13 protein-coding genes are annotated in these 14554 nt (G+C 42.4%); 4 read left to right on the top strand and 9 right to left on the bottom strand.

Annotated features, from left to right (window positions below):
• Window positions 1–7 precede the first annotated feature (7 nt).
• Genes FG28_RS17560 through FG28_RS17545 form a run of 4 tightly spaced genes read right to left on the bottom strand, consistent with a single transcriptional unit; the run spans window position 8 to window position 4214 of the window.
• A complete protein-coding gene (locus FG28_RS17560; protein WP_036385210.1) occupies window positions 8–781 on the bottom strand; it encodes a hypothetical protein in 774 nt (257 codons plus the stop codon).
• 51 nt (window positions 782–832) lie between these two features.
• Complete coding sequence (locus tag FG28_RS17555) at window positions 833–2392, bottom strand: FMN-binding glutamate synthase family protein (protein WP_036385209.1); 1560 nt, start codon at window positions 2390–2392, stop codon at window positions 833–835.
• Window positions 2393–3661, bottom strand: a complete 1269-nt coding sequence (locus FG28_RS17550) for an amidohydrolase (protein ID WP_036385208.1) — start codon at window positions 3659–3661, stop codon at window positions 2393–2395.
• A 13-nt stretch (window positions 3662–3674) separates the two neighbouring features.
• Window positions 3675–4214 (bottom strand): DsrE family protein, encoded by a 540-nt coding sequence (locus tag FG28_RS17545; protein WP_036385207.1) that lies wholly within the window; start codon window positions 4212–4214, stop codon window positions 3675–3677.
• Window positions 4215–4350: 136 nt separating this feature from the next.
• Between FG28_RS17545 and FG28_RS17540 the strand changes: the two genes are divergently transcribed.
• On the top strand, window positions 4351–6684 hold the full coding sequence (locus tag FG28_RS17540) for an ATP-dependent helicase (protein ID WP_036385206.1): 2334 nt from the start codon (window positions 4351–4353) through the stop codon (window positions 6682–6684).
• 152 nt (window positions 6685–6836) lie between these two features.
• On the top strand, window positions 6837–9074 hold the full coding sequence (locus FG28_RS17535) for an MFS transporter (protein WP_051947456.1): 2238 nt from the start codon (window positions 6837–6839) through the stop codon (window positions 9072–9074).
• A 3-nt stretch (window positions 9075–9077) separates the two neighbouring features.
• Here the strand turns inward: FG28_RS17535 and FG28_RS17530 are convergent, their stop codons facing one another.
• Window positions 9078–9797, bottom strand: a complete 720-nt coding sequence (locus FG28_RS17530; RefSeq protein WP_156102321.1) for a hypothetical protein — start codon at window positions 9795–9797, stop codon at window positions 9078–9080.
• Window positions 9798–10037: 240 nt separating this feature from the next.
• On the opposite strand from FG28_RS17530, the gene FG28_RS17525 reads away from it, so the two are divergent.
• Window positions 10038–10658 carry an L-threonylcarbamoyladenylate synthase gene (locus tag FG28_RS17525; protein WP_036385204.1) on the top strand — a complete coding sequence of 207 codons (621 nt, stop codon included), beginning with the start codon at window positions 10038–10040 and terminating at the stop codon, window positions 10656–10658.
• A 50-nt stretch (window positions 10659–10708) separates the two neighbouring features.
• Here FG28_RS17525 and FG28_RS17520 read toward each other — a convergent pair whose 3' ends face one another.
• From FG28_RS17520 to FG28_RS17510, 3 genes are all read right to left on the bottom strand, one after another.
• Entirely contained in the window at window positions 10709–11578 is an 870-nt protein-coding gene (locus tag FG28_RS17520) for an OmpA family protein (RefSeq protein WP_036385203.1), read from the bottom strand.
• Window positions 11579–11672: 94 nt separating this feature from the next.
• The gene (locus tag FG28_RS17515) at window positions 11673–12674 is read right to left on the bottom strand and encodes a glycosyltransferase family 2 protein (RefSeq protein WP_036385202.1); all 1002 of its coding nucleotides are present in this window, start codon (window positions 12672–12674) and stop codon (window positions 11673–11675) included.
• Between the two features lie 12 nt (window positions 12675–12686).
• Window positions 12687–13133, bottom strand: coding sequence for a type I restriction enzyme HsdR N-terminal domain-containing protein (locus FG28_RS17510; RefSeq protein WP_036385201.1), 447 nt, complete (start codon window positions 13131–13133; stop codon window positions 12687–12689).
• A 28-nt stretch (window positions 13134–13161) separates the two neighbouring features.
• Here FG28_RS17510 and holA point away from each other — a divergent pair, with 28 nt between their 5' ends.
• A complete protein-coding gene (gene holA, locus FG28_RS17505) occupies window positions 13162–14163 on the top strand; it encodes a DNA polymerase III subunit delta (protein WP_036385200.1) in 1002 nt (333 codons plus the stop codon).
• Window positions 14164–14165: 2 nt separating this feature from the next.
• Here holA and FG28_RS17500 read toward each other — a convergent pair whose 3' ends face one another.
• Window positions 14166–14543 (bottom strand): DoxX family protein, encoded by a 378-nt coding sequence (locus FG28_RS17500; protein WP_036385199.1) that lies wholly within the window; start codon window positions 14541–14543, stop codon window positions 14166–14168.
• Window positions 14544–14554: the final 11 nt, after the last annotated feature.

Below are 14554 nucleotides of genomic sequence, written 5' to 3'. Positions count from 1 at the left end.
ATTTAACTTAATTTATCGCCTTGACACTTTGCTTTGCTTGGGCATAAAACCCCTTGTAATCTGGTTGTAATTTGATATTTACGCCTTCCTTAAAGTTGCCATCCTTGGCAGTGATGGCAATTTTTTCACTGGGAACGCCCAAAACACCAACCAATTCTTTGGAAACGGCAACAACTTGGTCAAAGGTGGGGCCAAACTCTCCGGTGATGTTTAATCCCTCCACTTCAGTTTTAAAATTGGGATTGGCCAAAATGACTTTGGATACATTGGTCAACCAAGCTTTTCCGGTTTCGGTGAGTTCAGAGGAAGTATCCGAACCAAAAAGGTTACTCAGACTACTGGAGATAACAATGGTACCTTCAGCAACACTCACGTTGGCATTTTCACCCAAGGTCTGCTTAATGCGGGTCAACGAAACAATGGCTGTGGAGTCATTGGCAGAGATCATATCGTTTATACCGCTCAATTGTTTTTCCTTGCGAGCCAAGGCTTCCATGGCCCTGTTCACATTATTGGAACTCTGCTTGGACAACTCGGAGAAATTGCTCAAATTCCCCAACAAGGTGGCATTGGCATCTCGCAAACCTGCATTTTCAACCTCTAAAGCTTCTGCTTTGGCAGTGCTTGAAGAAATTTCACGCTTGGCCTTGGCCAATTCCTGCTCTACTTCAGAAATTTTGGACTTTAAGTCATCAATTTCAGCAATCAGGTCGCTTTTTCGTTGTGCAAATGCCGACGTAGCAACAGCAAGAAAGAGGATAAGGGGTAGTATTTTTCTCATAAGTAGTATTATTTGGACGTTCAAATTTGGAGCTAAAGTATAATGTTTTTTTCAAATTGACTTACCTCCTAGGTGGGAACACTCATAAAGTTCCTGCATGGAAGTGAAAGGCACCTCTGCTTTTTTGTAGCCATAGACGGCCTCCAAATCGCTACTAAGATAATCATCATCCACATTCACTTGAATGTCGTTCATCTTAAATTGACAAGGATGTTCATAGCCCGCAGCATGGGTGATTTCCAAAAATTCCTTACGAAAGGTCTTGAAATATTGGGCCAACCGATCCGACTTTAACGGAACATTGATGCCTTTCTGCAGCCATTTGTTTTGTGTGGCCACGCCTGAAGGGCATCGGTTGGTATGGCATACCTGCGCCTGAATGCACCCAATGCTCATCATGGCTTCCCGAGCCACATTGATGCAGTCAACACCCATGGAAAAGGCCATGGCCGCCTTGGCAGGGAACCCTAATTTCCCACTCCCGATAAAAACAATACGCTCCGTTAAACCCATGTCTTTAAAAATTTTGTAAACCGAGGAAAAGCCATAGGTCCAAGGCAGGGATACATGGTCTGCAAAACTGGGCGGAGCTGCTCCTGTGCCACCTTCACCACCATCAATAGTGATGAAATCCGGACCCTTTCCTGTTTTTTTCATGAGGTTGGCCATTTCTTCCCATTGGTCCAATTTCCCGATAGCTCCTTTAATGCCTACTGGAAGTCCCGTTTCTTCGGCAATGGCTTCGATCAGTTCCAAAAGCTCAGGAATAGTGCTAAACGCTTTATGGGTGGGAGGGGAGATGACGTCCTTCCCAACCTCAACGCCTCTAATTTCTGCAAGTTCGTGGGTGATTTTAGCTCCAGGCAAAACACCACCTTTTCCGGGTTTGGCCCCTTGAGAAAGTTTTATTTCAATGGCTTTGATGCAGGGATTTTCATCCACAAGGATTTTCATTTTTTCCATGGAGAAGTTCCCATCCCGGGTACGCACCCCAAAATAACCTGTCCCAAAGTGAAAAATAACATCGCCACCTTGCTTGTGATAAGGAGAGAGGCCTCCTTCACCCGTGTTGTGATAAGCACCACATTTTTGCACCCCACTGTTCAGGGATTCCACGGCGGCAGCGGACAAGGAACCAAAGCTCATCGCTGACACATTGATGATGGAAGCCGGACGATAGGGCTTTTTCCTCTTGTTATAAGCTCCAATCACCTTGGCGCAGGGTATAAAATAAGGGTCTTTGCTGTTCGGGTGACCTTCTGGCATTTGATAGGCAATCATGGCATTTTTTACAAAAATGTGCTGATGCTTATAGATATCCCGTTCTGTTCCAAAGCCCTCGTAATTATTTTCTTTTTTGGCTGATGCATAAATCCAACTGCGTTCAATCCGGTTGAACGGCAACTCTTCGCGATTGTTGGCGACAAAGTATTGCCGCATTTCCGGTCCTATGCTTTCCAGCCAATACCGCAAATGCCCCACAATGGGAAAATTATGACTTATGGTGTGCGCCTTTTGGAAAAAGATATCCCGAATGGCAACTATCAAAAGAAAGCTCAGTAGCCACCCCCACCAAGGAATGTCACTCAAAAAATCTAAAATGGAATCCATTTACATGTTCAAATAATCCAAAGTAAGTTGCGTCATCGCTTTCACGCCCAACAACAGTCCACTATCATCAATTTTAAAGTCTGGCGTGTGGTGCGGAAATGATTCTGTGGTACCTGGCGCCATTCCTCCCAAAATAAAGAAGAGTCCGGGTACTTTTTCCTGGAAATAGCTAAAATCCTCGGCACCAGTGATTGCTTTAGTGACAGATACATTATCCTTGCCAGCCGCCTTTTCTAAACTGGGAGCCATCTTAGCGGTCAAATCCAAATCGTTGAACGTAATCGCAGTGGAAGTAGTGATTTCAATATCTGCATCACCACCATAGGCTTTGGCAATGGCAGGAACCATTTCCATCATACGGTCGTTCAGCTTTTTCTGCATGTCGTAATCCAAAGTTCGGATGGTCCCAATCATTTCTGCACTTTCAGGGATGATGTTAAAACGAACCCCACTGGTAATCTTTCCTACGGAAATAACGGCCGCTTCATTGGTCAACTCAGTTTCTCGACTGATGATGGTCTGAAGCCCATTGATGATCTTGGCACTGATCAAAATGGGGTCAACGCCTGCCCATGGCTGGGAGCCGTGGGTTTGCTTTCCCTTTACATTGATTACAAAGCGTTGAGCGGATGCCATAGCTCCGCCTGGTTTATACTTGATGGTGTTTATAGGTGTTTGTGAATTGATGTGAAGCCCAAAAATGGCGTCAACATCGGGATTGGTAAGTGCGCCTTCCTTCACCATTAATTTGGCTCCACCTTCCTCTCCCGGAGGTGCCCCTTCTTCAGCAGGCTGGAAAATGAATTTTACGGTTCCTTTGATTTTATCCTTGTTCTTGGCAAGCACTTCGGCCACACCCATTAAAATAGCAGTATGGGTATCATGTCCGCAGGCATGCATCACCCCGACTTCTTTTCCTAAAAATTCGGAGGTAACGGTTGATTTGAAAGGCAAATCATTGCGTTCGGTTACGGGAAGGGCGTCAATATCGGCTCGTAGGCCAACTACTTTTCCCGGTTTGTTGCCTTTTAAAATGCCAACCACTCCTGTATGAGCCACCCCAGTTTGAATTTCAATGCCCAAAGATTTCAGGTGGGTTGCAATTTTTTCGGCGGTTTTGAATTCACGGTTACTGAGTTCGGGATGTTCATGGATGTCACGTCTCCATTCAACCACTTTGGATTCAACTGCGGCAATATCTTTTCCCAAGTCTTGCGCAAAGGCGGCAACACCTGTAATTAAAAATGTAAGGGCTAAAATTTTCTTCATAATGTTGAGTTAGTTATAATTTAATAAGACGGTATCCGTCATTTTGTAATTGAATCAGTGCTGTCATGGCCGAAAGGGCAATTTTTTCTCCGGAAATAAGGTCTTCCTTGGGAACATTTCTGGATTTTGAGGATTGTCCACAAAGGATGATTTCAACCCCATTATCCATAAGGCTTTGTAATAGATCAGCATTGGGATTGGGTACACCAAACCGTTTTTCATGGGCCTCATTGTTCATAATATTGGTCGTGGCCGTTCCATGTATAATCAGAGCAGCCTTTAATTGGGAAGCTGGCACGCCATTTTGGGCATGCATGTTTAAAAAACGGGCAGCGGTTTCAATCCGTTTGTTGATTTCTTCATGGGATTCCGGACCGATGGCTACATCAAAAACCACCTTAAACTCCTCGTTGACATTGGTTTTAAAGTCTGGGGCATCCACGGTGAATACTTCACCGTATTTTTCGATGATTGGACCTGCTTTTTTTTCTTGGGACAGTGCAAAAAGACTGAAAAACGCACATATCAAGATGGGGAAACGGTTGTACATCATCAATAAAAAGGGTTATGGCCTTAAATATATTCAATTCAAATCAAAACACCTCCGTGTTTATAAATATTGACAGCTTGATTTTAGCATAAGGTCATTATTGGCTAATTTCACACTTACTTTTTAAAAATCCGAGCCTTTGAGTACTTTTTTGGATGAATTGAATGATGCGCAACGAGCCCCTGTATTGCACAAGGATGGGCCTTTGATGGTGATAGCGGGTGCCGGTTCCGGGAAGACCCGGGTTCTAACATACCGTATTGCCCACTTGATGAACCAAGGGGTGGATTCGTTCAATATCTTGGCCTTGACCTTTACCAACAAAGCCGCCCGTGAAATGAAAAAGCGGATTGCTTCCATTGTTGGGGATTCGGAGGCGAAGAACCTTTGGATGGGGACTTTTCACTCGGTATTTGCCAAGTTGTTGCGCTATGACGGTGATAAATTGGGATTCCCCAGCAACTTTACCATTTATGACACCCAAGACTCCCAACGTTTGATTGCGGCCATCATCAAAGAGATGGGATTGGACAAGGATATATATAAATACAAACAGATTCAGAACCGAATTTCATCCTACAAGAATAGTTTGATCACGGTCAAGGCCTATTTCCAGAATCCTGAATTGGTGGAAGCTGACGCCATGGCCAAACGACCCAGAATGGGAGAGATTTACAAGAATTATGTAGATCGTTGCTTTAAGGCTGGCGCCATGGATTTCGATGACCTTCTGCTGCGCACCAATGAGCTATTGACCCGTTTTCCAGAGGTTTTGATGAAATACCAGGATAGGTTCCGGTATATTTTGGTGGATGAGTACCAAGATACCAATCACTCCCAATATTTGATTGTAAAAGCATTGTCGGACCGATACCAGAATATTTGTGTTGTGGGAGATGATGCGCAAAGTATTTATTCCTTCCGAGGGGCCAACATCACTAACATTCTCAACTTTCAACGGGATTATGACGATGTGGCCGTATACCGATTGGAACAAAATTATCGGTCCACCCAAAATATCGTCAAAGCGGCCAACTCCATCATCGCTAAAAACCGCGACCAGTTGGAAAAAGTGGTCTGGACCTCCAACGATGAAGGGCATAAAATAAAAATACACAGAAGCCCAACCGATGCAGAAGAGGGTAGATATGTGTCCAGCTCCATTTTTGAGACCAAAATGCAACAACAGCTGCAAAACGGTGATTTTGCGGTGTTGTATCGGACCAACTCACAGTCCCGATCCATTGAAGATGCGCTCAGAAAACGGGATATTCCGTATCGCATTTACGGAGGACTTTCTTTTTATCAACGTAAAGAAATCAAGGACGTATTGGCCTATTTGCGGTTGATCGTCAACCCAAAGGATGAAGAAGCACTAAAGCGGGTCATCAATTTTCCGGCACGGGGTATTGGTCAAACCACCATAGACCGACTTGTCGTAGCAGCAAATCATTATGGACGGTCCATTTTTGAGGTAATGGAGCACTTGGCCAAGCTTAACCTGAACATCAATGCCGGAACGAAACGCAAGCTTGGGGACTTTGTGACCATGATCAAGAGTTTCCAAATCATGAATGAAGGAGCTGATGCCTTTACCTTGGCAGAGCATGTGGCCAAAAAAACAGGATTGTTGTTGGAGTTTAAAAAGGATGGGACTCCAGAGGGTATCGCCCGAATGGAGAACATTGAGGAACTCTTGAACGGAATCAAGGATTTTGTGGAAGGTCAGAAAGAATTGGCCGATGCTACGGGAAGCCTGACCGAATTCTTGGAAGATGTGGCCTTGGCCACCGACATGGACAAGGAAGTAGGGGATGATGACCGAGTAGCTTTAATGACCATCCACTTGGCCAAAGGATTGGAGTTTCCGTATGTATATGTGGTTGGGATGGAGGAAGACCTTTTTCCATCAGCAATGAGCATGAATACCCGAAGTGAACTGGAAGAAGAACGTCGATTGTTCTACGTGGCCCTGACCCGGGCAGAGAAGCAGGCCACTCTCACCTATACCCAAAACCGTTATCGATGGGGAAAACTTATTGATGCAGAGCCTAGTCGGTTTTTGGAGGAAATCGATGAGCAATATGTGGAAAACCTTACTCCATTAAATGATGGGTATCGCTATAAATCTATGATCAATGCCGATATTTTTGGAGAAGTGGACAAAAGCAAGCTTCGGCAGATTAAGCCAAAGAGTGGAACCCCACCCAGCACCCATAGGCCTAATGAACAGCAATTGCGAAAGTTGCGAAAGCTGAAACCTGAACTTTCCACATCAACCACTAACAATAATATTATCGATTCCAACTTATCGGAAGGGGTATTGGTGAACCATACCCGTTTTGGTAGGGGCAAGGTGCTCAAGATTGAAGGTGTAGGAAATGACAAGAAAGCTGAAATCCATTTTGAGCAAGGCGGTATGAAAAAACTGTTGCTCCGTTTTGCCAAGTTAGAGGTCATAGATAATACATAAACCAATTTTGGTTGGGTTTGAAATATATTCCCATGATCAAACTTGCTTCGGATTAGTGATGACATAAAATAGTCCACCTAACAGACAGTAGGGCTGAAAAAATGTTTAAATTCAGAACCGTTTATGTTTTTGAATACCATACCAAACCCCCTATGAAAAAATTATTCTCCGACCCCATTTTTCTGGCCACCACTTTACTGATTGTACTGCTTTTTGGAATTGCAGGTTTTCATTTTGAAATGGGATTTCCTCCCATGATCGGAATGGTATTGGGCATTATCATCGGAATAGTACTGTTGGTCAGCTTAAAACTCCTTATTTCATTGGCCAAACCGGTGTTCAAAACGATTTCTATTGGATTTCTGACCACGTTTTTAAGTGGTTTGCTGGCCTTGGTTATTTTAAAAAACTTTGCTTTCCGTTGGCCTACATTGTTGTTCTATCTTCTGGCTTTATGGGTCTTTATGTGTTTTGTGCTTCTTATTTTGGGTTTTAAAAAAGTCAAGAGCAAGAAGAATGGCAAGACTGGTTGGGTCATGATTATCGCTTCATTGGTCATTGTGGTATTGGGCCTTTATGGATTCAATAGTTTGGATGGTGACCCGTATCTGAATACGAAAACAAAACCGGAGACCAATAGAAATAGTACCATGCTTTCAGAAATGGGAATTGAAGATCCCTCTCAAAAGGGTCTTTTTCAGGTTGAAACGTTCACCTATGGAAGCGGAACTGATGAAAAAAGACCTGAATATACCGAAGGAGTCAAGATAAAAACTCCGACGGTCGACGCTTCCCGAATATTGCCCGATTGGAAGGGCAAAAAGAAAAAATGGCGTGAAAAATTCTGGGGTTTTGGGGTAGAAAACTTTCCATTGAACGGACGAGTGTACATGCCCAAAGGCGATGGTCCTTTTCCATTGGTGCTTATGGTGCACGGAAACCATAGTATGATTGATTATTCCGATGCGGGCTATGCCTATCTCGGGGAATTGTTGGCGAGTAGGGGCGCTATAGCCGTATCTGTGGACGAGAATTTCATCAATGCACATTGGTCCGGTGATTTTAGGGGCAAAGAAATGCCGGCAAGAGGTTGGCTTTTGTTGAAGCACTTGGAGCAATGGAAAAATTGGAATGATGGGGGCAATTCTGATTTGGCTGGAAAGGTGGATATGGACCATATTGTTTTGGTCGGACATTCCAGGGGAGGTGAGGCCGTTTCCATTGCAGCAGCTTATAATGAATTGGAACGATTTCCGGATAATGCACAGGAAACCTTCAATTTTGGTTTTGGAATAAAGGGAATCATCACAGTTGCCCCAACGGATTATCGGTATGAGCGGGAAATCACCTTAAAAAACATCAATTACTTGTCTCTGCAAGGTGCCTACGATTCGGATGAGGTCAGTTTCTGGGGTATGCGTCCTTACCATAGATTGCAGTTTTCGGATGACTTCAAAGGATTTAAGGCGGGAGTGTACATGAACCACGCAAACCACGGGCAGTTCAATTCCACTTGGGGCCGTTCAGATTTTGGGGCGCCTATGAAGTGGTTGTTGAACCTAAAACCGCTGGTTTCTGGTGAGGACCAGCGCCAGATGGCCAAGGTCTATGTCAGTGCCTTTGTGGAAACGGTATTGAAGGACAACAACAAATATCTAAACGTTTTCAAAAGTGTGGATGGGGTAAAGGATTGGCTTCCCGGAGAAACCTATTTGAGTCAATATGCAGACGCTTCCAAAAAAATATTGTTGGATTTTGAAGATGACATCGATGTGACTACAGGAAAAGAAAATATACAGCTAAGTGCCGAGAATTTTAAAATATGGCGCGAAGAGGGACTTTTGTCTCGGGATAATGAAAAGCGACAAAACAATGCATTGGTCTTGGGTTGGAAGTATGGAAGTAAGGCTACCAAAGATTCATTACCGCAATACCATATCCACATACCGGACACTTTAAAGGATTTTGGTACCATGGATACACTGGCATTATCTATTGGTGTTGGAAATATTTCAGAATTGGACCTTAAAGAAAAAGAAAAGGATTTTTCAGGAATGGGGTTCAACTTTAGTGTGGTTTTTAAAGATAGTTTGGGCAACACGGCCTCTGTTGACTTGGCCAGCACCACTATTTTACCTGTACCCATCCGAAGTAAGTTCACCAAATTCAAGTTTTTGGATAAGGAGATGATAGGTAGCGCCTGGGAAGTGCAGATGAAGAGCTGTTATGTGCCGATTGCATCAGTTTTACACAAGAACAATAGTCTGGATGTTAGCAGGCTGAAAACCATCAGTCTGGTATTTGATAAAGATTCCCTAGGTATAGTGGTTGTGGACGATATTGGTGTTTATGGGAATAGCATGAAAGAAGAAAAAATCCTTTCGGAATAAAAATCAGTCAAAAATATACTCTCCATCCTCAGAAGTTAAAGATTGTTTCGCAATGGCAGTATACATGGTCTTGGGAAGAGATTTGTCCTTTTCAATGGCCAAACAGGTTTCAAGGTTATTTTCGGCACAGCGTATTGTGATGTAACTTTCACCACCTGGAAAAATAGGGGACTCCTCAATACCATCTTGTCTGATGATGTAGGCACTCAAATAATACTGGTGCGCGGTGGCTGTGCTGTCCTTCAATCCACCAAGAATATAAGTAGACATACCCGAAGAACTGTCATGAATCATATCCAATTGGTCATATACCATCGGATTGCCATACAGGGATGAGGGTGCAAACCCGTTTCCACTTTCATAAAATGCGATGTTTTTGATGGGAAACTCTTTCTTTCGCGTGGACCAAGAGAAGACTCCAAATTTTTCGTCCTCTGAAAGAAGAAATAAAAAATTATGCTTTTTACGCGGGAAGTAGGTTTGGATTTCCTTCAAAAATTTTGGGTTGGTTACATTGTGTTCAATGGATTGCCTAATGTTTTCATTGATGGCCACAACCAATTCTTGAAAGTCCCTGTCACTGGCATTTTTGTTTTCCAATGATGTAAATAAATCATCTAAATGGTCAACAAGAGCTTTGCCACTGCTTAGGTCTTCATTTTGATTGTTCTGTTGACCTTCATGGAGCGTGCAGTTCAAAAAAACTTGAAACAACAAAAGCATGGCAAAAAATTTTTGATAATACGGTCTCATCGTAAAATTGAATGATAGTTGCACAAAGCTGTGGATTAAAGTTAAACGGGAACAATACAAATGCATGAATACCCCCTTTGAATTGATATATAGTAGATGCCCCAATACGCAGAGGTTGGCTCAACAAGACATTTTTAACACATTCTGTTGATTTATATCATGCAACGTGCCTCTAAACTTCTTTAATTTGTAGGGTATAGGTAAAATAGTATGGCTGAGTTCATAAAACTTTATGAGGAAAACCCAAATCCGAGGCAAATTGAAAAGATCGGCAATGTGCTTCGGAAAGGCGGTCTTGTCATTTATCCTACGGATACGGTATATGGTCTTGGATGCGATATTACCAATTCCAAGGCTTTGCAGCGCATTGCGAGAATAAAAGGAGTAAAGTTGGATAAGGCCAACTGGTCTTTTGTTTGTGCTGATTTGAGCAACTTGTCCGATTATGTGCGGCAGATTGATTCTTCCACGTTTAAGATTTTAAAACGGGCATTACCGGGACCATACACATTCATTTTGCCGGGAAACAACAATCTTCCCAAAGATTTTAAAAAGAAAAAGACCGTAGGGATACGAGTGCCGGACAATAACATAGCCAGAGCCTTGGTCACGGAGTTGGGCAATCCCATTGTTTCAACCTCTATACATGATGAGGATGATATTTTGGAATACACCACAGACCCAGAACTTATTTTTGAAAAATGGCAAAATCTGGTTGATGTTGTGATAGATGGTGGATATGGGGACAATGTAGCTTCAACGGTAATTGACTTATCGGAAGGTATTCCCGAGGTGGTTCGGGAAGGAAAGGGAAGTCTGGAAATATTCTAACATAAAAAAAGCGGCCCAAAAGGCCGCTTTTCAATTTATTTTATCTGGTCTTATTGACCTCCGCTAATGGCAGGGTCTTTCATACCTTCTTCAATCATGCTGTAGAACTGATCAATTTTTGGAAGTACCACAATACGGGTTCTTCTGTTTTTGGCTCTGTCAGCAGAAGTGTCATTACTTACAAGTGGTACGTAGTAGCTACGTCCGGCAGCTGTCATTCTAGCAGGATCTACACCAAAATCGTTTTGAAGGATTCGCACAACGGATGTTGCTCTTTTGGCACTCAAATCCCAGTTGTCCAATAGAACGCCACTTCGGTAAGGTACATTATCGGTATGACCTTCAACCATAAATTCAAAATCAGGCTTGTTGTTGACCACTTTGGCCACTTTGCCCAATACTTCTTTAGCTGCATTGGTTACATTGTAGCTTCCGCTTCTAAACAACAATTTGTCTGAGATGGATACAAATACCACACCTTTTTCAACGCTGATTTCAATATCTTCATCATCCAAGTTGCCCAAAACACCTTTTAAGCTCTGTACCAAAGCAAGGTTTACAGAGTCTCTTCGGGTAACCGCATCTTGTAGTTTTCTAATGGTAAGGTCTTTTTCACGAAGACTTTCCAAAGACTTTTCAAGATTCTCGGCACCTTTGGTGGTAAGCGTGGTCAAGTTGCCCATGTTGTTGATGAGCTCTTGGTTGTTGGCTTTCAAAAATGCGTTTTGATCTTCGAGGGTTTTCAGTCTTGAATCTGCAGTAGCTTTTTCCTCCAAGCAGTCATTAAGCTTAACGGTTGCAGAATTCAATAAATCTTGGGTTTCTTTCTGTTTGGCTTCAAGCTCAGCGTATTTTTTTTGGGATACGCATGATGATAATAAAATTGCCATCGCCAATGTTCCTAGAAAAACTTTTTTCATAGTTCAGTGTATAATTTAAGGATTGTTAGATATATCAATGTTAAAATTTCAACCAAAATTAGATAAAAAGCAAAACGTCCATATTTCGGTATAGTTAATCTTTTACTAAAATGTTAAAATTCTTTACTTGATTTACGAAATGCGACCAGACTATGGATGTCGTGGTATAGTACTTTAATATAAAATTAGCTTTTTCCCGCTTCTTGTAAAGTTTCCTAAAGTTACCATAAAAACTGATATGAGCACGTAAAATGGCCCAACAATGCGCAAACTTCAATTGAAAAACAAAACGCATGGCCGCGATGCCATCCAGTAGCAAGCGCATGAAGATAATGGGAAATGCTTTTCGTTTTGGTAGATTTTTGGTGATGGAGTATAATGAGTTCCTAAAATTAAGGAAGGTCTTTTTGGGGTTCATGTTGCTCAGGGTGGATCCCCCCAAATGGTAGATATGGCTTTTGCCAACGTAAAGGACTTTGTGCCCGGCATTCTTTGCCCTCCAACAAAGGTCAATCTCTTCTTGGTGGGCAAAATAATCCTCATCAAACCCTCCAAGGGCATTAAAGACTTTACTCTTAATGAACATGCAGGCTCCTGTGGCCCAAAAAATTTCGGTGGTGTCATTGTATTGACCTTCATCCTTTTCCAAAGCCTGAAATATCCGGCCCCTACAAAAAGGATAACCCAACATGTCAATGAAGCCACCTGCTGCCCCGGCATATTCAAAGTATTCTCTGTTTTTTAAATCCAATATTTTAGGTTGGATGATGGCCGCTTCGGGAAAGTTGCTGAATGCTTCGCGAATGGGCTCCAACCAATTTTGGGAGACTTCCACATCAGAATTCAAAAGGCAATAAATATCGGCCTCAATGTGTTTTAGGCCATCATTGTACCCTTTGGCAAAACCACCATTTTCTGAATTTTGGACAATTCCAATCGTTGGATATTCTTTTTTCAAAAATGCAACAGAACCATCGGTACTGGCATTGTCCACCACATAGATGTCCGCTCCTGTAGAGTGGGCCATGACCGAGGGAAGGAACTGTTTTAGCAAGGGTTCCCCGTTCCAGTTGAGTATGACTACGGCGATTTTCAAAACGAGGGCAAATTAACAGCTAAAATCAGGAATATCCTTCAAAAACGTATATTTTTCATTTTCATGGTCCATTTGGCAGTAATAATGTTCCATGCCATTGGTTACCATTAAATACTCGGATTTTAGTTGGTAGTTGTAGCGTGCAATCTGATCAAACGTTGTTTGGTCAATCTTCACTTCGGGAGCTTTGCACTCCACCAAAAGGAAAATAGAGCCATCAGGATTGAAAACCACAATATCATATCGCTTTTTCATTTTATTCACCAGCAATTGTTTTTCCACGTTGATGAGGCTCTTTGGATAATTTTTTGTGAAGGTCAGAAAATGAACCACATGCTGACGTACCCATTCTTCAGGCTGAAGCAAAACAAATTTTTTGCGGATGCCATCAAAAATGTAGTGCCTATTTTGGCTATTTTTGATTCGGAACGAATACGCAGGAAAGTTCAAGGGTTGCATTGGACAAAATTGATGAAATTTTTTCGGAATGGACAAGGTAAAGGAAATAGTTGCAGAAATTGATGCCGGTAAACCAAAACCCATCTATTTTTTGATGGGAGAGGAACCCTACTATATTGATAAAATCTCGCAATATATTGCAGATAATGTACTATCCGAGGATGAAAAAGGGTTCAATCAAATGGTGCTTTATGGTCGCGACACTTCTGTGGACGAAGTAATTTCCAATGCCAAACGATTTCCTATGATGGCCGACCACCAAGTGGTCATTGTAAAAGAGGCGCAAGACCTTTCCCGAACCATTGAAAACCTTACGGCTTATGTAGAGCATCCACAGCCGACCACGGTTTTGGTTATTTGCTATAAATACAAGAAACTGGATAAGCGCAAAAAGTTGTACAAAGCCGTTCAAAAGAATGGGGAACTTTTTGAGAGCAAAAAACTGTATGAAAATCAGGTTGCCGAGTGGATTCGGAGAACATTGAGCACTAAAAATTATAAGATTTCACCCAAAGCCTGTATTTTGCTTGTTGAGTTTTTGGGAACCGATTTGGGCAAGATTAACAACGAACTTAATAAATTGACTTTGGTGGTCTCTCCATCCACCGAGATTACCCCGGAATTGATAGAGCAGCACATTGGTATAAGTAAGGATTTCAACAATTTTGAGTTGAAAAAAGCCATTGGGGAGCGAAATGTGGGTAAGGCTGCCCGAATCATAGATTATTTTGCCCAAAATCCGAAGGACAATCCGTTCGTGGTCACGGTAACTTTGCTGAACACCTTCTTCACACAGTTATTACAATACCATGGATTAAAAGATCATTCTCCCGGAAATGTTGCCAAGGTGTTGGGGGTAAACCCTTATTTTGTGAAGGAGTACACTGTAGCGGCAAGAAACTATCCCATGAAGCGGGTCAGTGGTATTATTTCAAGTTTAAGGGAGCTGGATTTGAAAAGCAAAGGGGTAGGAGCCAATAACATGGCCCAGTCTGAACTGCTCAAAGAGTTGCTTACAGAAATAATCTAGTGTTACCTTTTGTCCACACTGTATTTACCGGGTCCTAACAAGAAAACGACTAAGAAAACCACGAAAAAAAGCAAAGCTTTTTCCTTAGTGCCGAAAGGGTCCGCACCATGAATTACAAAAGCAGCGACGAACATGGTAAAAGCGGTTGGAATGGCAGCCCATCTTGTTTTAAAACCTATAATCATTAAAACAGGGCACAGAAATTCAGCGATAACAGTTAAAAAAAGGGTAGGAGCCTGACCGATGCCAAAAGGGTTGGCAAACTCGGTATTTCCATTGATAAGGTTAAGAAGTTTTGGGTATCCATGGGTGATCATAAACACAGAAGGCACTATCCGAAGTATGGCCAATCCCAAGTGGACTAAAGCATTATTTTTCATCGAGGGAATTT

It is taken from the genome of Muricauda sp. MAR_2010_75 (assembly GCF_000745185.1).
GTDB lineage: Bacteria > Bacteroidota > Bacteroidia > Flavobacteriales > Flavobacteriaceae > Flagellimonas.
Note: the sequence above shows the minus strand (reverse complement) of the source record. Positions and strands in the feature narration are given on the sequence as shown.